This window comes from Pantoea sp. XAF26B01_ASV70, assembly GCF_054512635.1.
In genome coordinates this window covers 2,868,965-2,894,544 of the sequence record NZ_CM137251.1, presented here as the reverse complement: position 1 = coordinate 2,894,544, position 25,580 = coordinate 2,868,965, and the positions used below count along the sequence as shown (strand labels likewise).

At 56.6% G+C, this 25,580-nt stretch carries 27 protein-coding genes; 15 read left to right on the top strand and 12 right to left on the bottom strand.

From position 1 onward, the window contains the following. The first annotated feature begins 41 nt into the window (after positions 1-41). Positions 42-1,244: a serine hydrolase gene (locus ACX8ZY_RS13635; protein ID WP_010254406.1), complete on the top strand. Its 1,203-nt coding sequence runs from the start codon at positions 42-44 to the stop codon at positions 1,242-1,244. Positions 1,245-1,466: 222 nt separating this feature from the next. Here the strand turns inward: ACX8ZY_RS13635 and ybjG are convergent, their stop codons facing one another. Both ybjG and ACX8ZY_RS13625 read right to left on the bottom strand, forming a co-directional pair. Next, entirely contained in the window at positions 1,467-2,072 is a 606-nt protein-coding gene (ybjG, locus tag ACX8ZY_RS13630; RefSeq protein ID WP_010254408.1) for an undecaprenyl-diphosphate phosphatase, read from the bottom strand. A gap of 403 nt (positions 2,073-2,475) precedes the next feature. Continuing rightward, complete coding sequence (locus ACX8ZY_RS13625; protein ID WP_010254410.1) at positions 2,476-4,164, bottom strand: aspartate:alanine antiporter; 1,689 nt, start codon at positions 4,162-4,164, stop codon at positions 2,476-2,478. A 258-nt stretch (positions 4,165-4,422) separates the two neighbouring features. Here ACX8ZY_RS13625 and ybjM point away from each other — a divergent pair, with 258 nt between their 5' ends. Beyond that, on the top strand, positions 4,423-4,788 hold the full coding sequence (gene ybjM / locus ACX8ZY_RS13620; RefSeq protein WP_158131884.1) for an inner membrane protein YbjM: 366 nt from the start codon (positions 4,423-4,425) through the stop codon (positions 4,786-4,788). Between the two features lie 89 nt (positions 4,789-4,877). On the opposite strand, the gene ACX8ZY_RS13615 is transcribed toward ybjM, so the two are convergent. Beyond that, positions 4,878-5,141 carry a GrxA family glutaredoxin gene (locus ACX8ZY_RS13615; RefSeq protein ID WP_010254413.1) on the bottom strand — a complete coding sequence of 88 codons (264 nt, stop codon included), beginning with the start codon at positions 5,139-5,141 and terminating at the stop codon, positions 4,878-4,880. Between the two features lie 255 nt (positions 5,142-5,396). Here ACX8ZY_RS13615 and ACX8ZY_RS13610 point away from each other — a divergent pair, with 255 nt between their 5' ends. From ACX8ZY_RS13610 to rlmC, 10 genes are all read left to right on the top strand, one after another. Continuing rightward, positions 5,397-5,648, top strand: coding sequence for a DUF1418 family protein (locus tag ACX8ZY_RS13610; RefSeq protein WP_158131883.1), 252 nt, complete (start codon positions 5,397-5,399; stop codon positions 5,646-5,648). 16 nt (positions 5,649-5,664) lie between these two features. Then, a complete protein-coding gene (nfsA, locus tag ACX8ZY_RS13605; RefSeq protein WP_158131882.1) occupies positions 5,665-6,387 on the top strand; it encodes an oxygen-insensitive NADPH nitroreductase in 723 nt (240 codons plus the stop codon). A gap of 20 nt (positions 6,388-6,407) precedes the next feature. Then, positions 6,408-7,310: a 30S ribosomal protein S6--L-glutamate ligase gene (gene rimK / locus ACX8ZY_RS13600; protein WP_010254416.1), complete on the top strand. Its 903-nt coding sequence runs from the start codon at positions 6,408-6,410 to the stop codon at positions 7,308-7,310. 87 nt (positions 7,311-7,397) lie between these two features. Further along, entirely contained in the window at positions 7,398-7,877 is a 480-nt protein-coding gene (locus ACX8ZY_RS13595) for a YbjN domain-containing protein (protein ID WP_022625960.1), read from the top strand. Positions 7,878-8,264: 387 nt separating this feature from the next. Continuing rightward, on the top strand, positions 8,265-9,374 hold the full coding sequence (gene potF / locus ACX8ZY_RS13590; protein ID WP_010254418.1) for a spermidine/putrescine ABC transporter substrate-binding protein PotF: 1,110 nt from the start codon (positions 8,265-8,267) through the stop codon (positions 9,372-9,374). A 122-nt stretch (positions 9,375-9,496) separates the two neighbouring features. Next, positions 9,497-10,630 (top strand): putrescine ABC transporter ATP-binding subunit PotG, encoded by a 1,134-nt coding sequence (potG, locus tag ACX8ZY_RS13585; protein ID WP_010254420.1) that lies wholly within the window; start codon positions 9,497-9,499, stop codon positions 10,628-10,630. A 9-nt stretch (positions 10,631-10,639) separates the two neighbouring features. Further along, entirely contained in the window at positions 10,640-11,602 is a 963-nt protein-coding gene (gene potH, locus ACX8ZY_RS13580; RefSeq protein WP_010254421.1) for a putrescine ABC transporter permease PotH, read from the top strand. Beyond that, on the top strand, positions 11,599-12,444 hold the full coding sequence (gene potI, locus ACX8ZY_RS13575; protein WP_010254422.1) for a putrescine ABC transporter permease PotI: 846 nt from the start codon (positions 11,599-11,601) through the stop codon (positions 12,442-12,444). Before potH ends, potI begins: the two co-directional genes overlap by 4 nt. Before the next feature lie 75 nt (positions 12,445-12,519). After that, on the top strand, positions 12,520-12,987 hold the full coding sequence (locus ACX8ZY_RS13570) for a YbjO family protein (protein ID WP_010254423.1): 468 nt from the start codon (positions 12,520-12,522) through the stop codon (positions 12,985-12,987). A gap of 41 nt (positions 12,988-13,028) precedes the next feature. Next, positions 13,029-14,219, top strand: a complete 1,191-nt coding sequence (rlmC, locus tag ACX8ZY_RS13565; RefSeq protein ID WP_421665039.1) for a 23S rRNA (uracil(747)-C(5))-methyltransferase RlmC — start codon at positions 13,029-13,031, stop codon at positions 14,217-14,219. Here the strand turns inward: rlmC and ACX8ZY_RS13560 are convergent. The 6 genes from ACX8ZY_RS13560 to ACX8ZY_RS13535 all read right to left on the bottom strand — a co-directional run bounded on the left by ACX8ZY_RS13560 (position 14,198) and on the right by ACX8ZY_RS13535 (position 18,675). Then, positions 14,198-14,929, bottom strand: coding sequence for an arginine ABC transporter substrate-binding protein (locus ACX8ZY_RS13560; RefSeq protein ID WP_010254425.1), 732 nt, complete (start codon positions 14,927-14,929; stop codon positions 14,198-14,200). The two genes, rlmC and ACX8ZY_RS13560, sit on opposite strands and share 22 nt — an antisense overlap. A gap of 115 nt (positions 14,930-15,044) precedes the next feature. Further along, the gene (gene artM / locus ACX8ZY_RS13555) at positions 15,045-15,713 is read right to left on the bottom strand and encodes an arginine ABC transporter permease ArtM (RefSeq protein WP_031593159.1); all 669 of its coding nucleotides are present in this window, start codon (positions 15,711-15,713) and stop codon (positions 15,045-15,047) included. Further along, the gene (artQ, locus tag ACX8ZY_RS13550; protein WP_010254430.1) at positions 15,713-16,429 is read right to left on the bottom strand and encodes an arginine ABC transporter permease ArtQ; all 717 of its coding nucleotides are present in this window, start codon (positions 16,427-16,429) and stop codon (positions 15,713-15,715) included. The genes artM and artQ overlap by 1 nt, the downstream gene beginning before the upstream one ends. A 6-nt stretch (positions 16,430-16,435) precedes the next feature. Further along, positions 16,436-17,167: an arginine ABC transporter substrate-binding protein gene (gene artJ, locus ACX8ZY_RS13545; RefSeq protein WP_010254432.1), complete on the bottom strand. Its 732-nt coding sequence runs from the start codon at positions 17,165-17,167 to the stop codon at positions 16,436-16,438. A 15-nt stretch (positions 17,168-17,182) separates the two neighbouring features. Next, positions 17,183-17,911 (bottom strand): arginine ABC transporter ATP-binding protein ArtP, encoded by a 729-nt coding sequence (artP, locus tag ACX8ZY_RS13540; protein ID WP_010254433.1) that lies wholly within the window; start codon positions 17,909-17,911, stop codon positions 17,183-17,185. A gap of 224 nt (positions 17,912-18,135) precedes the next feature. Continuing rightward, the gene (locus tag ACX8ZY_RS13535; RefSeq protein WP_010254434.1) at positions 18,136-18,675 is read right to left on the bottom strand and encodes a lipoprotein; all 540 of its coding nucleotides are present in this window, start codon (positions 18,673-18,675) and stop codon (positions 18,136-18,138) included. Between the two features lie 106 nt (positions 18,676-18,781). Here ACX8ZY_RS13535 and ACX8ZY_RS13530 point away from each other — a divergent pair, with 106 nt between their 5' ends. After that, complete coding sequence (locus ACX8ZY_RS13530) at positions 18,782-19,102, top strand: heavy metal-binding domain-containing protein (RefSeq protein WP_003849304.1); 321 nt, start codon at positions 18,782-18,784, stop codon at positions 19,100-19,102. Next, on the top strand, positions 19,099-19,923 hold the full coding sequence (locus ACX8ZY_RS13525; protein WP_421665038.1) for an N-acetylmuramoyl-L-alanine amidase: 825 nt from the start codon (positions 19,099-19,101) through the stop codon (positions 19,921-19,923). The genes ACX8ZY_RS13530 and ACX8ZY_RS13525 overlap by 4 nt, the downstream gene beginning before the upstream one ends. A 4-nt stretch (positions 19,924-19,927) precedes the next feature. On the opposite strand, the gene ltaE is transcribed toward ACX8ZY_RS13525, so the two are convergent. The 3 genes from ltaE to ACX8ZY_RS13510 all read right to left on the bottom strand — a co-directional run bounded on the left by ltaE (position 19,928) and on the right by ACX8ZY_RS13510 (position 23,749). Beyond that, positions 19,928-20,929, bottom strand: a complete 1,002-nt coding sequence (gene ltaE / locus ACX8ZY_RS13520; protein WP_010254443.1) for a low-specificity L-threonine aldolase — start codon at positions 20,927-20,929, stop codon at positions 19,928-19,930. Positions 20,930-20,997: 68 nt separating this feature from the next. Next, the gene (poxB, locus tag ACX8ZY_RS13515) at positions 20,998-22,719 is read right to left on the bottom strand and encodes a ubiquinone-dependent pyruvate dehydrogenase (RefSeq protein WP_022625954.1); all 1,722 of its coding nucleotides are present in this window, start codon (positions 22,717-22,719) and stop codon (positions 20,998-21,000) included. 130 nt (positions 22,720-22,849) lie between these two features. After that, positions 22,850-23,749: a LysO family transporter gene (locus ACX8ZY_RS13510; protein ID WP_010254448.1), complete on the bottom strand. Its 900-nt coding sequence runs from the start codon at positions 23,747-23,749 to the stop codon at positions 22,850-22,852. A 132-nt stretch (positions 23,750-23,881) separates the two neighbouring features. Here ACX8ZY_RS13510 and ACX8ZY_RS13505 point away from each other — a divergent pair, with 132 nt between their 5' ends. After that, positions 23,882-25,519 carry an ATP-dependent nuclease gene (locus ACX8ZY_RS13505; protein WP_060679855.1) on the top strand — a complete coding sequence of 546 codons (1,638 nt, stop codon included), beginning with the start codon at positions 23,882-23,884 and terminating at the stop codon, positions 25,517-25,519. Positions 25,520-25,580: the final 61 nt, after the last annotated feature.

Below are 25,580 nucleotides of genomic sequence, written 5' to 3'. Positions count from 1 at the left end.
CCCTGGAATTTCGATTTAACAAGGACAATCCGGCCAAGCCCATGACAAACACTCGCTTCACATCTCGCCTGCGGCACCTTGCTGCCACTTCATTACTGATTCTTGCCCCCGTCAGCGTTTTTGCTGAGCAGGCTCCCGCCGCGCCAGGCATTGATGCTAAAGCGTGGATTCTGATCGACTACGCCAGCGGTAAGGTGTTAACCGAATCCAGTGCCGATCAGCGCCTCGATCCCGCCAGTCTGACTAAAATGATGACCAGCTATGTTGTGGGTCAGGCGATTAAAGCGGGAAAAATCAAGCCGGATGACCTGGTTACCGTCGGACAGGATGCCTGGGCCACCGGCAACCCTAAGCTGCGCGGCTCGTCGCTGATGTTCCTCAAGCCGGGCGATCGTATTCCGGTGCATGAGCTGAATAAGGGAATCGTGATCCAGTCCGGCAATGACGCCTGTATTGCGCTGGCGGATTATGTGGCGGGCAGTCAGGATTCGTTTATCGGCCTGATGAACAACTACGTGAAGGCGCTGGGACTGCAGAATACCCACTTTATGACGGTACACGGTCTGGATGCAGAAGGGCAGTACAGCACCGCGCGTGATATGGCGCTGATTGCTCAGGCGCTGATCCGCGATGTGCCCGAAGAGTACGCGCTGAATAAAGAGAAAGAGTTTACCTTCAATAATATTCGCCAGATCAACCGCAACCGCCTGTTGTGGAGCACCAATCTCAAGGTTGATGGCGTCAAAACCGGCCACACCTCAGGCGCGGGGAATAATCTGGTCGCTTCAGCAACCGAAGGGGATATGCGTCTGATCTCGGTGGTGCTGGGCACCGCCAGCGATGCGATTCGTTTTCGCGAAAGTGAAAAGCTGCTGACATGGGGCTTCCGTTTCTTTGAAACGGTCACGCCGATTAAAGCGGATGCGCCGTTTGCGCAGCAGCGGGTCTGGTTCGGTGATCGCAGCCAGGTCAACCTGGGCGTAGCGAAAGATGCTGCGCTGACCATCCCTAAAGGGCAGATGAAGAATCTGAAGGCGAGTTTCAGACTCACTACGCCGCAGCTGGAAGCCCCGCTGAAGAAGAATCAGGTGGTCGGCACCATCGATTTCCAGCTGGACGGAAAAACGATTGAGCAGCGGCCGCTGGTGGTGATGCAGGATGTGCCGGAAGGCGGGTTCTTCAGCCGGATGATTGATTTCGTGATGATGAAATTCAATGGCTGGTTCGGGAAGTGGTTTTCATAAGTAAGCAGGGACGCAGGCTCGTACTGCGTTGAGCCCGAGCCTGCACAGGGAACAGGGTCAGATCGGAAAGACGCAAAATCCGTCATCCATGACACGCTCGGCCCGCGCCGTCCCTGGCGCGGGACGCTTTCCTCCTCTGACCCTGTTCCCTGCGCTTTAAGCTTATTCGCTGCGGTAAATCCGGGTTTGCCACAGTGCTGGGGACGCTAACGCGTCCCTTTCTTAATCCTGCGTCCAGCCTTTGCGAATCGGCACGGCAAACAGCGACCGATAGAGTGGATTGATTACCGCCAGCATCCGCTCGCCATAGAACTGCCACGCCAGATGCGAAGCCAGACAGCTCAGCAGCCCCACCAGGAACCCGCCCAGCATATCCATTGGCCAGTGAACGCCAAGGTAGACCCGCGACCAGGCAATAGCGCAACCGGCCACCATCAGAACCACACCTGACCAGAGGCGATGCCAGAAGATAAAGGCCAGTGCAAAGGTGAATATTGTGGTGCCGTGATCGCTGGGATAGGAGTCATCGGCGGCGTGATGCAGGAACTGATAACCAAAACCGATAGCGAAAGGGCGGGGATGCGGCAACAGCTGGCCCACAGACCAGGAGATCGCCAGCGCATAGATCAGCGCCATACCGGTTTTCAGTACCAGCACCCGCTGCGAAGAAACCTGATCGCGCGGTCCCCAGAGCCACATCGCTACGATTAACAGCGGCACGATGGCGATCAGATCTTTGGCAAAAAACGTCGCCAGCTGCAGTAACCAGGCGGGTGAAGCCGGTGTGGCATTAATGGCAGTAAACAGTGAATGGTTCAGCTCTTCCATTTCGGGATAAATTCCTCAGCAGACAGTCCGGTTAACGGCAGCTGGCAGCATCCCGCCAGCCCGGTCCGATAACAGCGGCAAAAAAAACGGTCAGCGACAGCACGCTCACCCAATCAGTCAGCACAAATTGCTAACTGAACAGCGGTCTATCCTGCTTTTTACCGTTTTGTTCGTCTATAGAAAGGCTCTTAATCTGCCGTTGAGTTGTGTAACGGTTTAAGTTTTATGACACTTGCAGTTGCGAATCAGGCGGGGAATGACGGGGAGGGATGAAAAAAGGCATAAAAAAACCCGCCGGGAAAAAGACCAGCGGGCTCCACAATTTGGGGATTTCAAAGAAAAGCAGTGGCACTTATTATGACTATCCCTTAACAATAAAGTTCTGGACGCAGGCAAAAAAATTTTATAAGGGCAATATCGGCCAGATAATCACAATCAGCGTTCCCGCCAGCGTCAGCAACACGTTGGCGATGGCATAGGTCCCGGCATAGCCCAGCGCCGGGATATTGCTGCGTGCCGTATCACTGATGATCTCCATGGCCGGTGCGCAGGTACGTGCGCCCATGATGGCGCCAAACAGCAGGGCGCGGTTCATCCGCAACACATAAGCACCAAACAGATAGCAGATGATCACCGGAATCAGGCTGACCAGCAGGCCGCACAGCAGCATCAGCGCACCATCGCTGCTCAGGCCATGATTAATGCCGCTACCGGCACTCAATCCCACTCCCGCCATAAACACCATCAGACCGAACTCTTTCACCATAGTGAGCGCGCCCTGCGGAATATAACCAAAGGTTGGATGGTTGGCGCGCAGGAAGCCGAGCATGATACCGGCGAACAGGAGGCCCGCGGCGTTACCAATACCAAAACTGAAATTGCTGAACTGGAAGGTGATCAGACCAATCATCAGACCCACGATAAAGAAGGCGCAGAAGGCTAAAAGATCGGTCATCTGACTGTGAATCGCGATAAAGCCAATGCGATCCGCCACGCTTTTCACTCGTCGTGCCTCGCCGCTGACCTGCAGCACATCACCTTTGTTCAGCATGATACTGTCGTCGATCGGCATCTCAATCTGACTGCGTATCACCCGGTTCAGGAAGCAGCCGTGATCGGTGAGGTTTAACTTGCTGAGGCGTTTGTTTACCGCATTGTGGTTTTTCACCACGATCTCTTCAGTGACGATACGCATATCCAGCAGGTCGCGGTCAAAAACCTCTTTGCCGTTGCGGAAGCTGGGGTCGAGCCGGGCGTGAGCATCGGGATAGCCCACCAGCGAGATATCATCGCCGAGCTGTAACACCGCATCACCATCGGGACTGGCGAGAATACCGTTGCGGCGGATGCGCTCAATGTAGCAACCGGTCTGACGATAGATACCCAGTTCGCGCAGGTTTTTGCCGCCGCTCCATGCCACCAGTTCCGGACCGACGCGATAGGCGCGGATCACCGGCAGGAAAACTTTGCGCTGGCTGTCCGCATCCAGACCGCGCTCCCGGGCGATCTGCTGGGCGCAGGTGGGCAGATCCTGATGTTGCAGACGGGGCAGATAACGTGCGCCGAAAATCAGACTGACCAGGCCTATCAGATAGGTCACGGCATAACCGAGGCTCAGCTGATCCTGCATCAGTCCAAGCTGCTTTGGATCGCTGATGCTTTGCCGCAGGGTATCGCCCGCTCCGACCAGCACCGGCGTTGAGGTCATCGACCCGGCCAGCATGCCGGCGGTGAGACCGATATCCCAGCCAAAGAGTTTGCCCAGTCCCAGCGCCAGCAACAGTGCGCTGACCACCATGACGATAGCGAGCATGAAATAGTTTTTGCCGTCGCGAAAGAAAATGGAAAAAAAGTTGGGACCCGCTTCGACGCCGACACAAAAAATAAACAGCATAAAGCCCAGACTCAATGCATCGGTATTGATCGTAAAGTGCTGCTGGCCTAATAAGAGCGAAACCACTAATACGCCAATCGAATTTCCCAGCTGAACCGAGCCCAGACGCAACTTACCCAGACAGAGGCCGAGCGCTAAAACGACAAACAATAACAAAATGTCATTTCCGCTTAACAATCCTGCGACGTTAATATTCACTGTTTAACTTCTTGTTTACATGTAACCTATTGAAGAGTAGCCTGTTTTTCGCTATCGTGAGCAGGCCGTTGAGGTGCTGTTGCATCAGTACTGCAAATGGAACCTTTACCGCGGCGCTATTCTAATCACAAATATCTTTCACAGCCATTGGCTGTTTTCATTCGTTGCCACAGCGAACTGTTTCTTTTTATTTCCATCTGAACGCATCAGGGTTATCAGCAGGTTATTGTCGGGGTTACTTTTAATCAGTGGGGTGGTATGCCGCAGCGTTCTTATCTCTGGACTACCCGCCTGTGCGGCGTGGTATTGTATAGTCTGGTGTTTGTCTTTACCTGTCATTTCTGGCAGGTCGGTCCCGGCCCGCTTCGTGGTCAGCCCGAATTACTGCTCTTTATGTTGCCCGGTATTGTGATGGCATTGGTGCAGGTGGAGAGCCCGCTAAAAAGCACCCTGATGATGGGGCTATGGGGAACGTTACTGGCAGCACTGCTGTTAAACAGCAGCCTGTTTATCCACAGCAATGCACTTTTTGTGGTCGCATGGAGCCTCAGCGCGCTGTTCTGGGCAGGCTGCGGGGCTTTGCTGGTGCGGTTGATGCAGATAGTGATGGCCTCACTCAATTAAACAGTGTTGGGCGATGGATGACCGGCAGAGCGCAAAAAAGGCGAGACAGGAAAATCCTGGCTCGCCTTTTTCATTCCGGCTATCAGCGCTTACGCGGCAAATCCCAGATTCTCTTTGGTCCAGGCCGCAAACTCGGTGTAGCCACCGATATGTTTTTCGTCGACGAAAATCTGTGGCACGGTGCTGACCGGTTTACCGGCGCTCGCTTCCAGGTCGGCTTTAGTAATGCCTTCTGCGTTAATATCGACATACTGGTAGCTAAAATCATCACGTTCAGCGGTTAGTTTGTCGGCCAGTTCATGGGCACGCACACAGTAGGGACAGCCCGGACGACCAAAAATAACAGCAATCATTGAGAACTCCTTGCAGCGACTATTATGTGATGTGTATCACACAATGAAACAGAGAATGGCAACCATGATGCCCGCTCGTATCGCTTAAGGAAAGCAGGATTTGCCTGTTAGTCTGATGCCCGCACGCTATCGCTGCCCGGTCAGGAAGCCTCTGAATCAGAGGCTTTTTCGCGCCGTCAGCCCGTGTATCTCGCGCAATTTTTGGGTTGTTGACCATAATTGACGCTCAGTCAGCCGCTAAGGCAGGAGGATATCATGCAGAGTGTAGCCAGATTACCCCGGTTTGTGGTGGTGCTGGAGGCGGCTGGCGGCCTGTTAATCGTGGCCGCGCTGCTGCTGATCAACCACTGGCTTCCGCTGCCAGACAAGGCGGATGTAAAAATGCTGGCCACTGTGCTGTTTATTGCTGGCGTGGTTCTGATGCTGCCTGCTGCCTGGCTGTTAATGTGGCGCACCGCGAAAGCGATAGCACCACAGCTGTTTAATCAAACTGACAAAAAAAGATAATATTGCTGGAGACTTTATGACACCGACCATTGATTTACTGTGCAGCCATCGTTCAATCCGCGCCTTTACTGACCAGCCGGTCAGCGAAGCACAGCGTGAAGCGATTATTACTGCGGCGCAATCGGCGTCCACATCCAGTTTTTTACAGTGTTCTTCCATTATCCGTATCACCGACAAAGCCCTGCGCGACAAGCTGGTGACGCTGACGGGCGGACAGTCCTGGGTCGCGGATGCGCCTGAGTTCTGGATCTTCTGCGCTGACTTTAATCGCCATCTGCAGATTTGCCCTGATGCGCAGCTGGGTCGTGCCGAGCAGTTGCTGCTGGGCTGCGTCGATACCGCGCTGATGGGTCAGAATGCCATGGTCGCGGCGGAATCGCTGGATCTGGGCGGCGTCTTTATCGGCGGAATCCGTAACAGCATCGCGGAAGTAACCGAACTGCTGGGCCTGCCGAAATTTGTCCTGCCGCTGTTTGGTTTTTGCCTGGGTCATCCGGAGTCAAAGCCGGACGTCAAACCGCGTATGCCGCATGCGATGCTGGTGCATGAGAACCGCTATCAGCCGCTGGATCCGGCGGTGCTGGCCGAATACGATAGCCGCACAGAACTCTATTATCAGCAGCGCGGCAGCAACCAGCGCAGCGAAACCTGGAGTGAGCTGATCCAGCGCCTGATCATTAAAGAGACGCGTCCGTTTATGCTCGATTATCTGCATCAGCAGGGCTGGGCCACGCGTTAAGCCAGTAAGGGAGAGCAGCGATGAAGATAGCTATCCTGTCGCGTGATGAGACGCTCTACTCCAGTCGGCGACTGCGTGAGGAGGCCGCCGCACGCGGCCACCAGGTTCAGATCATCGATCCGCTCTCCTGCTATATGAATATTAATCCCGCCTCACCGGCGGTTCACTACTGTGGTGAACCGCTGGGCCATTTTGATGCGGTTATCCCGCGCATCGGCAACCCTATTACCTTTTATGGCACGGCCGTGCTGCGACAGTTTGAGATGTGCGGCAGCTATCCGCTGAATGAGTCCGCCGCCATTACCCGCACCCGTGACAAATTGCGCTCGCTGCAGCTGCTGGCACGGGAAGGCATCGACATGCCGGTCACCGGCTTTGCCTCCTCACCCGATGACACCGCTGATCTGATCGCCCTTGTCGGCGGTGCGCCGCTGGTGGTCAAGCTGGTGGAAGGTACCCAGGGCATTGGCGTGGTGCTGGCGGAGACACGGCAGGCGGCAGAAAGCGTTATCGATGCCTTTCGCGGCCTGAATGCCCATATTCTGGTGCAGGAGTTTATTAAAGAAGCGCAGGGTCGTGATGTTCGCTGTCTGGTGATTGGCAATCAGGTGGTGGCAGCGATTGAGCGGGTGGCGAAAGAGGGCGACTTCCGCTCTAATCTGCATCGCGGCGGCAAAGCTTATCCGGTCGTCATTACGCAACAGGAGCGCCAGATCGCCGTGAAAGCGGCGGCTACGCTCGGGCTGGAAGTGGCGGGCGTCGATATTCTGCGCGCCCATCGCGGCCCGCTGGTGATGGAAGTTAACGCCTCGCCCGGTCTTGAAGGCATTGAAACCAGCAGTGACCTTAACATCGCCGCCCTGATGATCGAGCGGATTGAGCAGCAGGCCATCCCCGGGCTCCGTCCTAAAACCGCTGGCTGACACGCGCTTTTCAGCGGTTTTCATGGCATCGTCGCGCATTTTTCCGTAAGCTAAGTCGCCTGTTTATCACCCCACTGGGATTTTACGATGGATTCTCTTGTCGTTCCGGATATCGACCTGCTGCGTCGCTGGCTGGATCAGCAAAATATCACCTGGTTCGAATGCGATGCCTGTCAGGCACTTCATCTGCCGCACATGCAAAACTTCGATGGGGTGTTTGACGCCAAAATCGATCTGGTCGACAACGTCATTCTGTTTTCGGCGCTGGCTGAAGTGAAGCCGACGGCGCTGATTCCACTGGTTGGCGATTTGTCGCAGATCAATGCCAGTTCGCTGACGGTGAAAGCATTTATCGACATTCAGGATGATAATCTGCCGAAACTCATTGTCTGTCAGTCAATGATTACCACCGCCGGGTTAACCTTTGGTCAGTTCTCGCACTTTATGAAACAGAGTGAAGAGCAGATCTCCATGGTGATCCTGGAAGCCTTTGCCAACAATCTGTTGATCGTGGGCGAAGAAGAAGAGCACGTTCCGGTGACCAGCGTTCATTCTGTGCTGCACTAAGCCCGACATGGTCACACACTAAGCCGTCCCTGAGACGGCTTTTTTATGCCCGCCATCCGCTGCCGCGATAATTTTTTATTCTGCATTTTGCCCTTTAACGCCAGATATTAGTCGTGGTTTATGCCATCAAAGCCGAACCTCATAGCTCAAACATGCATAAAATATCGCTTTCAGGCGTTTTTTACGCTGGGGTCTGGTGAAGCCTGACCGGGGGGGCTATGCTTGCGGGGCTGTAACAGGCGCGTAACTGCGCCTCAGCTATAGGTTTTTGCTATTAAACTCCCGCTGAATAATGATTCATTGTGTCACTGACGTCTTGTACAGAACGCAATGCAGGGATCTCTGGTTTGCAGCGTTGTAATGACCCGCTCAGGAGGATGGAAAAATATGTTCAACTCACGTCAGAAATGGCTGTCAGCTGTGGTAGCTGCTGCGCTGATGGCCGCATCGGCCAGCAGCATGGCGGAAGATAAAACGCTGCACGTCTACAACTGGTCCGATTATATTTCGCCAGATACCGTGCCGAACTTTGAAAAGCAGTCCGGCATCAAAGTGGTCTACGATGTGTTTGACTCCAACGAAGTCCTGGAAGGAAAACTGATGGCGGGCAGCACCGGCTATGATGTGGTGGTGCCATCCTCCAGCTTCCTGGCGCGTCAGCTGCAGTCCGGGGTATTCCAGCCGCTGGATAAGAGCAAACTGCCTAACTACAAAAACCTCGATCCGGCGCTGATGGAAAAAGTGGCGCAGCACGATCCGGGTAACAAATATGCCATTCCTTATCTGTGGGGCACCACCGGTATCGGCTACAACGTCGACAAGGTCAAGGCCGCACTGGGCGCCGATGCGCCGGTCAACAGCTGGGATCTGGTGCTGAAGCCGGAAAACCTGGAGAAGCTGAAAAGCTGCGGCGTCTCCTTCCTGGATGCGCCAGAAGAGATTTTCGCCACGGTGCTCAACTACCTGGGCAAAGATCCTAACACCTCTGATGCCAAAGAGTATTCCGGCGCGGCCACTGACCTGCTGCTGAAACTGCGTCCGAATATCCGCTACTTCCATTCATCGCAGTACATCAACGATCTGGCCAACGGTAATATCTGCGTCGCCATTGGCTGGTCGGGCGATATTCTGCAGGCGAAAAACCGTGCTGATGCGGCGAAAAATGGCGTGCATCTGGGCTACAGCGTACCGAAAGAGGGCGCACTGGCCTTCTTCGATATGATGGCGATCCCGAAAGATGCGAAAAACCTCGATGGTGCTTACGCCTGGCTGAACTACATCATGGATCCGAAAGTGATCGCCGATGTCTCCAACAAAATGAACTACGCCAACGGCAACAAAGCGTCGCTGCCGTTGATCAATGCCGACGTCCGCAACAACCCGGGTATCTTCCCGACGCCAGAAGCGATGTCGAAATTGTTTGTGCTGAAAGTCCAGGATCCTAAACTGGATCGTGTGCGTACGCGCGCATGGACTAAAGTAAAAAGTGGTAAGTAATTCGTCCTTAACGGATTGACCTGTCATGAATCAGCAACAGAGGCGCGGTGTCGGCCTCTGTTGTGCCATTTTTAGCGGCAAATTTTGTCGCCATGTTCCGCCTGGCTCCGGAGAGAACCTTTGTGAACGATGCCATTCCCCGTCCTCAAAATAAAACCGCAAAGGCGTTAACGCCACTGCTGGAAATTCGCAATCTGACCAAATCCTTTGACGGGCAACACGCCGTGGATGATGTCAGCCTGACTATTTATAAAGGTGAGATCTTTGCCCTGCTGGGCGCATCGGGCTGTGGTAAATCAACGCTGCTGCGCATGCTGGCCGGTTTTGAGCCGCCAACCAGCGGGCAGATTGTGCTGGATGGCCAGGATCTGTCCCACGTTGCTCCCTATCAGCGCCCGATCAACATGATGTTCCAGTCCTACGCGCTGTTTCCCCACATGACGGTGGAGCAGAATATCGCCTTTGGTCTGAAACAGGATCGGCTGCCGAAAGGGGAGATCACCAGCCGGGTAGCAGAGATGCTGGCGCTGGTGCATATGCAGGAGTTTGCTAAACGCAAACCGCACCAGCTCTCCGGTGGTCAGCGTCAGCGTGTGGCGCTGGCCCGCAGCCTGGCGAAACGGCCAAAACTGCTGCTGCTGGATGAGCCGATGGGGGCACTGGACAAGAAGCTGCGCGACAGGATGCAGCTGGAAGTGGTCGATATTCTGGAGCGTGTTGGCGCCACCTGTGTGATGGTGACGCACGATCAGGAAGAGGCGATGACCATGGCGGGCCGTATCGCGATTATGAATCGCGGCAAGTTCGTGCAGATTGGCGAGCCGGAGGAGATCTACGAGCATCCTACCAGCCGCTACAGCGCGGAATTTATCGGTTCGGTTAACGTCTTCGAAGGCTTACTGCGTGAACGTCAGGCGGATGGCCTGGTGATCGACAGTCCCGGCCTGATGCATCCGCTGAAAGTCGACTCCGATGTCTCGGTGGTGGATAACGTTCCGGTCCATGTCGCACTGCGCCCGGAAAAAGTGATGTTGTGCGATGAGGTGCCTGCCGATGGCTGTAACTTTGCGGTGGGTGAAGTGGTCCACATCGCCTATCTCGGCGACCTCTCTATCTTCCATGTCCGTCTGCACAGCGGACAGATGATCAGCGCACAGTTGCAAAACGCACATCGCTACCGCAAAGGGTTGCCGACCTGGGGTGATGAAGTCCGCCTCTGCTGGGAATGCGACAGCTGCGTGGTGTTGACGGTTTAAGGAGCGGCTATGAGCCAGATTTTCCAACGCGCTAAAGCGCCTGCCCGACTGGTCGGCACGCCGCTGCAACGCTGGGCCACGCGGATAAAAATGCAGCATGGCCGCAAGCTGGTGATCGCCTTGCCTTATGTCTGGCTGGTGCTGTTATTTCTGCTGCCGTTTCTGACGGTGCTGAAGATCAGCTTCGCGGACATTGCGCGTGCGATTCCCCCCTACACCGAGCTGGTGAGCTGGGCTGATGACCAGTTCAGCATTGTGCTCAATTTCGGCAACTACCTGACGCTGACCGACGATCCGCTCTACGTTGATGCCTATCTGCAGTCGCTGAAAGTGGCGGCGATCTCCACGGTGATCTGTCTGCTGATTGGCTACCCGCTCGCGTGGGCCGTGGCGCACAGCAAGCCATCCATGCGCACCATTCTGCTGCTGCTGGTGATCCTGCCATCGTGGACCTCATTTCTGGTGCGCGTCTACGCCTGGATGGGGCTGCTTAACAACAATGGTATCCTGAACCGGTTCCTGCTGTGGCTGGGTGTGATCGATCATCCGCTGGTGATCCTCTACACCAATACAGCGGTCTATATCGGTATCGTCTACTGCTATCTGCCGTTTATGGTGCTGCCAATCTACACCGCGCTGACCCGCATTGATTACTCGCTGGTGGAAGCCTCACTGGATCTGGGTGCGCGTCCGCTGAAGACCTTTTTCAGCGTGATTGTCCCGCTGACAAAAGGGGGCATTATCGCCGGATCGATGCTGGTGTTTATCCCGGCGGTGGGGGAGTACGTGATCCCTGAACTGCTGGGTGGCCCGGACAGCATCATGATTGGCCGTATCCTGTGGCAGGAGTTCTTTAACAACCGTGACTGGCCGGTGGCCTCCGCGCTGGCGGTTATCATTCTGTTGATCCTGATTCTGCCGATCATCTGGTTCCACAAGCATCAAAACCGTGAAATGGGAGAGAAGGCATGAATAATTTGCCAACCATTCGCTCACCCTGGCGTACCGGTATTCTGGTCTGCTGCTTCCTGTTCCTCTATGCGCCGATGCTGTTGCTGGTGGTTTACTCCTTCAACAGCTCACCGCTGGTGACGGTGTGGGAGAGCTTCTCGTTCCACTGGTACAGGGTGCTCTTCCAGGACAGCGCGATGATTGACGCCGTTCTGCTGAGTCTGAGCATTGCCGGTCTCTCCGCCACCATGGCGGTGGTGCTGGGCACGCTGGCGGCGGTGATTATCGTGCGCTTTGGTCGCTTCCGCGGCCACAACGGTTTTGCCTTTATGCTGACCGCGCCGCTGGTGATGCCCGACGTCATCACCGGTCTGTCGCTGCTGCTGCTGTTTGTGGCAATGGGCAACGCCTTTGGCTGGCCGAGCGAACGCGGCATGCTGACCATCTGGCTGGCCCACGTCACCTTCTGTACCGCCTATGTGGCCGTGGTGATTAACTCGCGTCTGCGTGAGCTGGACCGCTCCATCGAAGAGGCGGCGATGGATTTAGGCGCAACGCCGCTGAAGGTCTTTTTTGTGATTACCGTGCCCATGATTGCACCGGCTATTGTGACCGGCTGGCTGCTGGCGTTTACCCTGTCACTCGACGATCTGGTGATTGCCAGCTTTGTGACCGGGCCGGGTGCCACCACATTGCCGATGGCGATCTTCGCCACCGTGCGACGCGGCGTTAACCCGGAAATCAATGCGCTGGCTTCATTGATCCTGTTTGTGGTCGGTTTAGTGGGTTTTATCGCCTGGCGGGTGATGGCACACGAAGAAAAACAACGTTTAAGCGATATTCAGAAAGCTAAACGTGGCTGAAATCCGTAACCTTTGCCACTATATGAACGGGCCGGTCTGACCGGCCCGTTTTTCGATCAGGTGGAGTCACGGACTATGTCAGAAATCTTCAAAAGCAGTGCCACGCTTTCAATCGCGCCGGTTCCGGTGACGGTTGCGGGCATTGCTATTATTGCGACCCGCTGCCTGAGCGTCCTGATGCTGGCAAACGAGCTGGGTTACAGTGAACTCGCCAATTTTGTTCACCGCAGCGCCCAGTCCTGGGACGCGACACTCATCTTTGTCGCCAGCCAGCTGATCTTCCTGTTCGAACTGCGCTGCGCCTTTACCCTGATGCGCGGCAGTAACCGTGGACGCTGGGGCTATGTGGCGACGCAGGTGATTGTGCTCAGCTATATGCTGGTCGCCTCGCTGGGCTGGATCTACCCCGAGATTTTCAGCATTGATGGCGACAATAACGTCCAGATTATCCACCATACCCTGTCGCAGAAAATCCCCGATCTGCTGGTGCTCCTGCTGCTGTTTCTGCCTGCCAGCAGCCGCGCTTTTTTCAGGAAGCGATGATACAATCGCGCTCCGCCCGACCCGATCGTTAAGGCTTTACCATGCACTGCGCGCTTTATGACGCTAACCGTTGCCGCTCCTGTCAGTGGCTGGAAAAACCCTATCCCACTCAGCTGAACGACAAACAGTCGCTGCTGGAACAGTTACTGGCTGAGCAGCCGGTCGCTGCCTGGTTGCCGCCGGTCGCATCACCGCAGCAGGCATTTCGTAATAAAGCCAAAATGGTGGTGAGTGGCAGCGTCGAGCGTCCGGTGCTGGGATTAATCCATCGTGATGGTGAAGCTGTGGATCTGTGCGATTGTCCGCTCTATCCCGCCAGCTTCCAGCCGGTTTTTGCTGCACTTAAGCCCTTTATCGCCCGTGCCGGACTGACGCCCTATAACGTGGCGCGCAAACGCGGCGAACTCAAATTCCTGCTGATAACCGAAAGCCAGCAGGGCGGCGTGATGCTGCGCTTTGTCCTGCGTTCAACCGCGAAACTGGAACAGCTGCGCGCCGCATTGCCGTGGCTGCAACAGCAATTGCCGCAGCTGGCGGTGATCTCTGCCAATATTCAGCCGGTGCATATGGCGATTCTGGAGGGGGAAGAGGAGATTGCGCTGACGCCCGCGCAGTCGCTGGCAGAGAACTTCAACGGCGTGCCGCTGTGGATCCGCCCGCAAAGCTTCTTCCAGACCAACCCGCAGGTTGCCAGCGCACTCTATGCCACCGCGCGCGACTGGGTCAGGGCGCTGCCGGTCAACAGCATGTGGGATCTCTTCTGCGGCGTAGGCGGTTTTGGTTTGCACTGCGCGACAGCGGAGATGGAACTGACGGGCATTGAGATCAGCGCCGAGGCGATAAAATGCGCCCAGCGTTCCGCTGAGATGCTGGGACTGGAAAAAGTGCAGTTTGCGGCGCTGGATTCTACGGCGTTTGCGACCGGACGCGATGCGGTGCCGCAGCTGGTGCTGGTTAATCCGCCGCGTCGTGGGATTGGTGAGGCGCTGTGTGACTATCTCAGCCAGATGGCTCCGGATTATCTGCTCTATTCAAGCTGCAATCCGCAGACCATGGCGCAGGATATTGCCCGACTGAGCGCCTATGAGGTGACGAAGGTGCAGCTGTTCGATATGTTTCCCCACACCGCCCATTTTGAAGTGCTGACGCTGTTAACCCGCCGTCAGCACGCGTCCGGGAAAGCATCGGCAGAGGCTGCCTCAGCCGGTAATTACTCCGGGAACCACTTCTGATTAAGCTGCTGCCAGCTTCCGTTGGCTTTCAGTTCGTTCAGCGCCTGATTGAACTGATCGCGAAGCGCCGTATTGCCTTTGCGTACGGCAATGCCGAGACCGGTGCCAAAGTAGTCCGCATCCGTAACATGTTCACCGACAGTGGCGAGATCCGCATTGGTCTTCAGCCACTGATTCACCACCGCGCTATCGCCAAACACGCCATCCAGCCGGCCACTCTTCATATCCAGAATCGCATTCTGATAGCTGTCATAGGCTACCACTTTCACTTCCGGATGCTTATCCTGCAGGTACTTCTGGTGAGTGGTGCCGTTTTCCACGCCGATGCGTTTGCCCTTAAGCTCAGCAAAGCTGCTGAACTGGCCTTTACGGGCAATTACGATGGCGGAATTAGCGTAATAAGGCTGGGTAAAATCGACCTGCTTGCTGCGCTCAGTGGTGATATCCATGCCGGAAATCACTGCGTCATAGCGGCGGAACTTCAGTGACGGGATCAGGCTGTCGAAGGCATTGTTGGTAAAGGTACACTCCGCTTTCATCTGCTGGCACAGCGCTTTGGCCAGATCGATATCGAATCCCACCAGGTTATTTTCCCGATCCAGGGATTCAAACGGCGGATAAGTCGCTGAGGCGGCGAAGCGAATCTTTTCCGCTGCCTGGGCGGTAAGTGCCAGTGAAGCCAGCGCAGCGGCAACAATCCATTTTTTCATTTTATGATTCCTGTGATGTGGTCAGCCAGAGAAGGCGATACCCTGCCATAAAATGCATTTTTATGCAATTAGTGTGATTTTTCAGGCGAAAAGGGCGAGGAGCCTCGCCCGGATATCAGTTACGTCGTTCGAAGGCCAGAGCGCGCTTTTCGATCAGCCGCATCATCAGCGTCAGCAAACCGTTAACGCAGAGATAAACCAGACCCGCCGCGGCATAGACCGTGATGTCGTAGGTGCGGCCATAGAGTAACTGGCCGTGGCCCATGACTTCCATCAGGGTGATGGTGTAGGCCAGCGAGGTGCCTTTGAACACCAGCACCACTTCATTGGAGTAGGAGGAGAGGGCGCGTTTAAATGCATACGGCAGCAGAATGCGCAGGGTATCTTTGCGGCTCATGCCGAGCGCGGCACACGATTGCCACTGTCCGGAAGGAATCGCACGCACCGCACCGTAAAATAGCTGCGTGGTGTAAGCCGCGCTGTTCAGCGACAGCGCCAGCATCGCGCACAGCCAGGGCTGCGACAGTAAATGCCACAGCCAGGGGATCTGCTGGATCGAGGGAAACTGTCCCGGACCGTAATAGATCAGGAAGATCTGCACCAGCAGCGGTGTGCCGGTAAACAGTGTAATAAAGCCTTTGACCAGCGGGTTGAACACCGGCGTTTTCAGCGACAGCACCACGGTGAAGAGCAGCGCCAGCAGCAGGGCCACGACCAGCGATGCTGCCGTCAGCGTCAGGCTGGTATGCAACCCTTTCAGGAGTTCAGGCAGATAGGCCAGCATTAGCTGTTCCCCCGTTCAAAGCGGGTGGTGCGCAGTTCGATGCGGCGTAACACCGCCTGGCTGAACAGCGTGATCACTAAGTAGATAGCGGCCGCCACCAGGAACCAGGTAAACGGCTCCTGCGTGCGGGTGGCAATACTTTTGGTTTGCAGCATCAGATCGTTGACGCTAATCAGCGAGACCAGCGCGGTATCTTTCAGCAGCACCAGCCACTGATTGCCCAGACCGGGCAGGGCGTGACGCCACATCTGCGGCATAATCAGCCGGAGAAAGATGGCCGATTTTTTCATGCCCAGCGCCTGACCCGACTCCCACTGACCCATCGGCACCGCTTTCAGCGCGCCGCGCAGCGTCTGCGAGGCGTAGGCGGCATAGAGCATCGCCAGCGCTATCACACCGCACAGGAACGGACTGACGTCGAAGTTTTCAATTTCTACCTGTATCGGTAACTGAAACAGGCCGAAATTCAGGGTGAAGCCGTCAGAGAGGGTGAGCAGCAGCTGTGAAGCGCCAAAATAGATAAACAGCACCACCAGAATTTCCGGCAGGCCACGGATCAGCGTTACCAGGCCGGTGCCAATCCACGCCAGCGGTTTCAGGCGCAGTGACTCCCAGCCAGCGAAAATCATCGCCAGCACCAGGCCAGCGATGAGAGCACAAACAGCAAGGCCGACGGTCATGCCGGCGGCGCTTGCGAGGGTCATCATTTCATTCATCAGAGATTACTGCTGGAACCATTTGCTGTAGATGGTTTTGTACGTGCCGTCTGCTTTGATCTTATCCAGCGCGCCATTGAATCTGGTCTGCAGCTCGGTGTTACCGGTACGTACCGCAATGCCCAGGCCGGTACCAAAGTAGGCTTTGTCCGTGACTTTCTCACCAACGGCAGCCAGCGCGGCATTCTGCTTCAGCCATTCGTTGACGACTGCGGTGTCACCGAACACAGCATCAATACGGCCATTTTTCAGATCCAGCACCGCATTCTGATAGCTGTCGTAAGGAACGGTGGTGATCTCGCTGTGTTTCTCAGTCAGGTATTTCTGATGCGTGGTGCCGTTCTGGACGCCAACCCGCTTGCCTTTCAGCGCTTCCACGCTGGCAACTTTGCCTTTCTGGGCAACAAACAGCGCGGAGTTGTCGTAGTAAGGCTTGGTGAACAGGACCTGTTTTTCACGATCTGGTGTGATATCCATGCCCGCCATCACCGCATCAAAACGACGGAATTTCAGGCTCGGGATCAGGCTGTCGAACGCCTGATTGGTGAAGGTGCAGGTCGCATCAATCTCTTTACACAGCGCATTGGCCAGATCGACATCAAAGCCCTGAATCTTGTTGTCCGCATCCACAAACTCAAAAGGAGGATAAGAGGCTTCGGTCGCAAAACGAATCGTCTGAGCCGCCGTAGCGCTCAGGCTAAAACCAGCAAGCAGTGCAGCAAGTACCATTTTTTTCATTTTTAGCATCCTGACTTAGTGCGAAAGATAGTGAGCAAACGCCTCGGTTTGCGGCTGTGTAAAGCGGCTGGCATCGCCCTGTTCCACAATGTGACCGTTCTCCATATAGACGACGCGGCTGGCCGTTTTACGTGCCACCTCCACTTCATGGGTCACAATCACCTGGGTAATGCGGGTCTGGGCCAGTTCGCGAATGATACTGACAATCTGTGCGGTAATTTCAGGGTCCAGCGCGGCAGTCGGCTCATCGAACAGCAGCACCTGCGGCTCCATCATCAGCGCGCGGGCAATCGCCACACGCTGCTGCTGACCACCGGAGAGATGCAGCGGAAAGCGATCGCTGTAGGGCGTCAGGCGCAGCCGGTCAAGCAGCTTGTCGGCGCGGGCGCGGGCGTCACTTTTGCTGAGGCCCAGTACCCGGCAGGGCGCTTCAATCAGATTCTGCAGCACGGTAAGATGCGGCCAGAGATTGTACTGCTGAAACACCATACCGACGTTCTGACGCAGTTCGCGAATCGCAGCATCGGAGGGTTTCTGACTGAAGTCGAACTGATTACCGGCAATCTGCAACTGACCTGAACGCGGTTGCTCCAGCAGGTTAAGCACCCGCAGCAGCGAACTCTTACCCGCACCGCTGGGACCCAGCAGCACCAGGGTCTCGCCTTGCGGACACTCAAGGTTAATGTCGAACAGCGCCTGATGAGCACCGTAGAAGCAGTTTATTGCGTTTAGTTGAATACTCATGCGCCAGATTTGAATAGCTATTAGTGTCGCGGATTTTAACGTCACCAGAATAGTTATGCAAATAAGGTGGGTTAAAATTTGTAAAACAGCAGGCTAACCGCAAAAGCTTAGCACAATATCATGCACTGCCTGGGAGCAGCGCGCTGCAGCGGGACGGGCGGCGGAAATAAAAAAAGCGCAGCGCCCGGGGGCGACTGCGCTTCTCTGAACGGTTAAGCCTGAGGTTATTTTTTCGATTTCTCAAGCATCTGGCTCAGGCTGCCACCCTCTGCATGCGCAGGGTTGGCCATGTAGCGCACATCATCCACCACCCAGCAACTGCCCTGATGGATCATCAGCACTTCATCCTGCCACTGCTTGCCGTCGCGGCTCAGGTCGACCCGCAGCGGGATGTTGCGTGCATCGCGGTTCGGAATGGTGGAAGCATCAGCGACGCTGGCGGCGGTCGGACCCTGTGACAGGCTGGAGAAGAGATCGCCATTGCGCCACTGTGCGCCTGCATTGCTGCCGCTGGCCGCCTGCAATGAGTGGTACAACGCATCACTCAGGTAAGGGCGATATTTTGCCAGGGTGTTGCTGTCGGGCAGACCCTGCGTAGGCTGTTCGATACGCAGGTCGTAAAACTGCTGGGCCACCTGGTCAGGACCGCCTTCAATGCACGGTGCGGTACGTGGGCCATTATCCTTAATCACTGGCTCAACGGTGGTACAGGCGCTGAGCAGCAGGGCCGCCGGGATCATTAGCGCAAACGCGTTGTTTCTCATCTCGATTTCCTTATGGTTCTCTGGCAAGGTGCCCTTTTTAGCATAGAGTATAGCCGTGCTTTTTAGTCGAAAGAGCCTTAGCCCGGTTTTCAACAAGGAGAATGCGATGAAATTTTCAACAACCCCCACGCTGGAAGGTCACAGCATCAGCGAATATTGTGGCGTCGTCACCGGTGAAGCGATTCTGGGTGCCAACATCTTCCGTGACTTTTTCGCTGGCATCCGTGATGTGGTCGGTGGCCGCTCCGGTGCTTACGAGAAAGAGCTGCGTAAAGCGCGAGAGATCGCGTTTGAAGAGCTGGAGGAGCAGGCAAAAGCGCTGGGCGCCAACGCAGTGGTCGGTATCGATATTGACTACGAAACAGTCGGCAAAGATGGCAGCATGCTGATGGTGAGCGTCAGCGGCACGGCGGTGATCATTCGTTGAAACGGGGGCTGTGGCTGATACTGGCGCTGCTGCTGGCGGGCTGCCAGTCCGGGATAGAATCCCGTGACGGCTACTGGGCCGATGTGCGGCATCCGGCGCAGGGCGCGCGACCGCGGGTGAAGGTGATTGTGATCCACTACACCGCCGAAGATTTTTCTTCGTCGCTGGCGACCCTGACCGATCGGGAAGTCAGCGCCCACTATCTGATTCCCCGCCAGCCGCCACAGCGCGCCGGGAAAGGCGTTATCTGGCAACTGGTGCCGGAGCAGCAGCTCGCCTGGCATGCCGGTCCAAGCTTCTGGCGCGGAGCCAGCCGCATCAATGACACATCGATTGGTATCGAACTGGTGAACCAGGGTTATCGCCGGACCCTGACCGGTCTTGAATGGCAGCCGTTTACCGCCGAGCAGATCACCACGCTGGAGGCGCTGCTGCGCGATATTGCACAGCGCTACGGCATCGCACCGGAAAATATTGTCGGTCACAGTGATATCGCGCCGCAGCGTAAGCAGGATCCCGGCCCACTCTTTCCGTGGCATCAGCTGGCCCAGCGCGGAATGGGTGCCTGGCCCGATGCCGGACGGGTGCAGTTTTATTTAGCGGGTCAGGATCCGCACGCGGTGGTACCCGTGGAGCCACTACTGGAACGTTTACAGCGCTATGGCTATCCCGTAACGGCAGGGATGAGCGCGCGTGAACAGCAGAGGGTGATCGCCGCGTTTCAGATGCATTTCCGGCCTGCGGATTATCGCGGGCAGCCCGATGCAGAAACCGCCGCGATAGCTGCCGCGCTACTGGATAAATATGGCGCGGCGCAATAGCGGATTATTGGTGTAAAAACGCCTTCCAGTGGGCGACGACCTGCGCCAGTGCCGCACGATCAGCATCCAGATGGGTGACCAGACGAGTGCGGGTTCCTGCGCTGATTAACACCCCACGCGCCTTCATCCACTCACCTAATGGTTTGACCTGGGCTTCCGGCACCGCCACAAACAGCATGTTGGTCTGCTGATCGATGACCTGAACGCCCAGCTCATGCAACTGCTGTCCCAGCCAGGCGGCATTGTCATGATCCTCCTGCAGCCGCGCCACGTTGTGTTCTAACGCATAGAGACCCGCCGCCGCCAGAATACCGGCCTGGCGCATGCCGCCGCCGGTCATTTTACGCCAGCGACGTGCGCGCTCAATCAGCGCCGTGTCGCCACACAGCAGAGAACCGACAGGCGTGCCCAGGCCTTTAGAGAGACAGATGGTCAGGGTGTCGCAGTAGCGGGCAATCGCCGCCAGCGTGGTCTGCTGCGCGACTACCGCATTGAAAATGCGTGCGCCATCAATGTGCAGCGCCAGCTGGTGCTCGCGGGTAAAAGTCCACGCCTGTTCCAGATACGCCAGCGGCAGGACTTTACCGTGATGCGTGTTCTCCAGACTCAGCAGACGGGTGCGGGCAAAGTGAATATCGTCCGGCTTGATGGCTGCCGCTACTACGTCGAGCGGCAGGGTGCCATCGTCGGCGGCCAGAATCGGCTGTGGCTGAATACTGCCCAGCACCGCCGCGCCGCCCGCCTCATATTTGTAGTTGTGCGCCTGCTGACCGACGATATATTCATCGCCGCGTTCGCAATGGCTGAGTAGCGCTACCAGATTCGCCTGGGTGCCGGTCGGGAAAAACAGCGCCGCTGCTTTGCCGCTCAGCCGTGCGGCTTCCGCCTCCAGCGCATTTACGGTGGGGTCGTCACGGTAGACGTCATCACCGGTTTCGGCAGACATCATCGCGCTTAACATGGCGGCGCTGGGCCGGGTTACGGTATCACTGCGTAAATCGATCACCCTATGCTCCTGAACGTGGCGGAAGAAAAAAAGGCGGGCATCGCGCCCGCCTGGATGGAGTCTCTGTTTTACCGCAGCCAGTTGGTTTTCGCCAGTTCTACCACCTCATCACCGCGACCATTCATAATGGCGCGCAGCATGTAGAGACTGAAGCCTTTAGCCTGCTCCATTTTGATCTCCGGCGGCATCGCCAGTTCCTCTTTGGCGGTAATGACATCCACCAGCACCGGGCCATCGTGGGCAAACGCCTGCTCCAGCGCGCCATTGAGATCAGATGCCTTTTCCACCCGGATACCCCGGATACCGCAGGCCTCGGCGATAGCGGCAAAGTCAGGATTCTCCAGCTCGGTGCCATCGGTGAGATAGCCACCCGCTTTCATCTCCATCGCCACAAAGCCCAGCACGCTGTTGTTGAAAATCACCAGTTTGACCGGCATTTTCAGTTGCGCCAGCGAGATAAAATCCCCCATCAGCATGCTGAAGCCGCCGTCGCCACACAGTGCTACCACCTGACGATTGCGATCAATCGACTGCGCGCCCAGCGCCTGTGGCATCGCGTTCGCCATTGAGCCGTGGTTAAACGAACCCAGCAGGCGACGTCTGCCGTTCATCTTCAGATAGCGCGCCGCCCAGACGGTCGGTGTCCCGACATCGCAGGTAAAGATGGCGTCATCACTGGCGTAGTGGCTGATCTGCTGTGCCAGATATTGCGGATGGATCGGCTGCTTGTCGTTGGGCTGCGCCAGTTCGTCCAGACTTTTACGTGCCTCGCCATAGTGCTTAACCGCGCTGTCGAGATGGCTGCGATCGCTTTTGTGTGTCAGTTGCGGCAGCAGCGCCTGCAGTGTGCTTTTCACATCGCCGACATAGGCCTGATCGACGTGACAATGTGACCCAAGGCTGCCCGGATTGATATCAATCTGGATGATTTTAGCCTTTTCCGGATAGAAGGCGCGATAGGGGAACTGCGTGCCCAGCAACACCAGCGTCCCGGCATTCATCATGGCGTGGAAACCGGATGAGAAACCGATCAGTCCGGTCATGCCGACATCATAAGGGTTGTCATATTCGATGTGTTCTTTGCCGCGCAGCGCATGGACGATAGGGGCTTTCAGCGCTTCTGCCAGCGCTACCACCTCCTGATGCGCTCCGGCGCAGCCACTGCCGCACAGCAGCGTAATATCGCTGGCTTCGTTCAGCGTCTGCGCCAGCTGCGCCAGTTCGGCGGGCTGTGGCAGGACCTGCGGCAACTGTGGCGGATACCATTCCGCGCTGGCGCTCTCTGGCGCCAGTTTAAGCGCGACATCTCCAGGCAGCACCACCACCGAGACGCCACGATTCAGAATCGCTTTACGCATCGCGATGCCCAGCACCTGCGGGAGCTGCTCAGGGTTCGAAACCAGTTCGCAGTAGTGGCTGCATTCGCGGAACAGCTCCTGCGGATGGGTTTCCTGAAAATAGCCGCTGCCGATTTCGCTGGAGGGAATATGTGCCGCAATCGCCAGAACAGGAACGCGGTTACGATGGCAATCGAATAGACCGTTGATCAGATGTAAGTTGCCTGGCCCACAGGAGCCGGCGCAGACCGCCAGTTCACCGCTGATGTGCGCTTCCGCGCCCGCTGCGAATGCGGCGACTTCTTCATGGCGTGTCGGCATCCATTCAATGGTGCCCATGCGATTAAGACTGTCGCTCAGGCCGTTAAGGGAATCCCCGGTGACGCCCCAGATGCGTTTTACGCCCGCGCTTTCCAGCGTTTTGGCGACCAGCGCCGCGACGGTTTGTTTCATGCTCTTCTCCTTTGTCGGCCCGCCCTGAAGAGTGACGTGACCAGAACCGAAAAAAGAAGCGTAGACGACACGGCAGAAAAGCAGGCGTGAAAAAATGCGCTGGCAGAGCTCAGCGCATATCAGACAGGATTCAGGCGGAGAAGAGGGCGATAAGAATCGGGGCCAGCAGGCTCATCACAAAGCCGTGCACAATGGCGGCCGGGACGATCTCATTGCCGCCCGCCCGCTGCAGCACCGGCAGGGTAAAGTCCATTGAAGTGGCGCCACACAGGCCCAGTGCGCTGGAGCGATGACGGCCAATCAACGCCGGAATGAGCATGATTGCCACCAGTTCACGTATCAGGTCGTTGAAGAAGGCGGCGCTGCCGATGACCGGACCAAAAGCTTCGGTCATCAGAATGCCGGAGAGAGAGTACCAGCCAAAACCGCTGGCTAACGCCAGACCGGTTTTCAGCGGCACACCCAGCAGCAACGCCGCAATCATGCCGCCGATAAGCGCGCTGACCAGCACTACGCTGGCAACCAGCAGGCCACGACGGTTCAGGATAATCTGACGCAGCGTCATGCCGCTGCCGCGCAGCTGAATGCCCACCAGAAACAGCAGGAAGATCAGCGCATATTCGCTGGCCGTCGAGGCGTGTTGCAGCAGTGGCCACTGGGTCAGACCAAGCAGAAAACCGATGACAACCACGCCGCACAGCTTCAGAGAGTCCAGTGCCATATGCAGCCGCGAGGGCAGTTTCTCCTGCCGGTGCGCATGCTGCCATGGGGCATATTTTTCCAGCCCGCGCAGCGCCAGCAGGTTGCACAGCAGAATGCAGAAGGCCGCTACCAGCGCGGTGTGAAATACCGCCAGCAGATTGCTGCTCAGGTTGTCGAGAAAGGCCAGGCTGATGCCCATAAAGAACAGAATGACGTAAACCATCCAGCCCAGCAGCTGATTGACCCGGCGCAGGGTTGAAGTTTGACGGAACGGTAGCAGCCAGCCGGCGATCAGCGGCAGAAGAATAATCAGGAGTCCGGAGTACATAGCGATAAGGGCCATCCATGGTGGAAGAGGCCACACGCTAGCGAAAAAGCGTAACGGAGTAAACCCTGAGAAAGCGGCTTGACCGGCTCGCTGGCGGCAACCATGCTGTTTATAAACTGAGGATGGACGCCTATGATTCTGGAACATATCGACATTCGCGGTTTCCGCGGCATCAATAAGCTCTCACTGCCTTTAACCCAGACCAATCTGCTGATTGGTGAGAACGCCTGGGGCAAATCCAGTCTGCTGGATGCCCTGAGCCTGTTACTTTCGCCCCATGAACCGGCCTATGTTTTTACCGAGGCTGATTTCCATTTCACCCCAGGCGATGTGACCGATGCGATGCGCCGTCTGTCGGTGGTGTTCCACTTTCGCGATGACGGCAACGACCCGGATGCGGTGCTCTCAACCTTCTGGCAGCGTGATGCTCAGGGCCAGCGTCAGCTCTGTTATAGCGTCAGCGCCACCTGGCGTGACAGCGGTATCGAAACCCGCCGCCGTTTTGTTGACCTGAACTATCAGCTGTTGCCTGAGCAGAACTGCGCGGCGGCCATCGATCTTTTGCTGAAACGGTATCCGGTTTTGCGATTGCGCGATGCGCGTTTCAGTAAGCGGACGCGGAGTAGTGCACCGCTCCCCACCGCACATCCTGAGCTACTGGCGGGTATGGAGACGCTGGCGCGCGATCTGGAGCACCATCCGCAACAGCTCAGCGATGAGGTGCTGCGGCAGGGGCTGAAGACGATGCAGCAACTGATGCAGCACTACTTTCTGGTGCAGCCGCCCGATGCGGGCAACGAGGTCAGGCTACGGGACCCGCAGACGCGCGAGGGGGGACAGGGATGGCGGGCGCTGGATCACCTGAATCAGCTGATTGCCGGAACCGACTCCCGCAGCCGTCAGCTGATACTGCTGCAGATGTTTACCCTGCTGATTGAGGCACGAGGAGACGTCCCGCTGGCCGCCGGTGCCCGCCCGCTGCTTTTGATTGAAGATCCGGAAACCCGGCTGCATCCGATTATGCTGTCGGTAGCATGGAATCTGCTGAGGCTGCTGCCGCTGCAAAAAATCGCCACCACTAATTCGCCGGAGCTGCTGTCGCAGGTGCCGGTGGAAAACGTCTGTCGTCTGGTGCGTGGACCCTCGCGCGTAGCGGCCTGGCGCATCGGTCCGGAGGGACTGAGTGCCGAAGAGAGCCGGCGCATCGGCTTCCATATTCGGGTCAACCGGCCTGCTGCGCTGTTTGCCCGTTGCTGGCTGCTGGTGGAGGGAGAAACCGAAGTCTGGATCATGAATGAGCTGGCGCAGCAGTGCGGTTACAACTTTGCCGCTGAAGGTGTGAAGGTGATTGAGTTTGCGCAGTCGGGGTTAAAGCCGCTACTGAAGTTTGCCCGGCGCATGGGTATCGCCTGGCATGTCCTGACTGACGGTGATCAGGCCGGGAATAAATATGCCAGTACGGCACGCACTCAGTTACAGCCGGGTGAACCGGAGCCGCGTTTTCTGACGCAGTTACCGGCGCTGGATATGGAAAATTTTCTCTATCAGCACGGCTTTCAGGATGTCTATCATCAGATGGCGCACCTGCCGTTAAACGTTCCGATGAGTTCCAGGCGTATTATTACTAAAGCGATTCACCAGAGCTCCAAGCCGGAACTGGCGATCGCAGTGGCTACGTCGGCGGCGGAACGCGGGCCAGAGGCCATCCCGCCATTGATGCGGCAGATGTTTGCCCGGGTGATTGGACTGGCGCAGGGCCAGGCAGATTAGGTGACATCGAACAGGAAAATGCCAGCGGCACTGGCTGGCATTTTTGGGTCTTTGTTCAGAA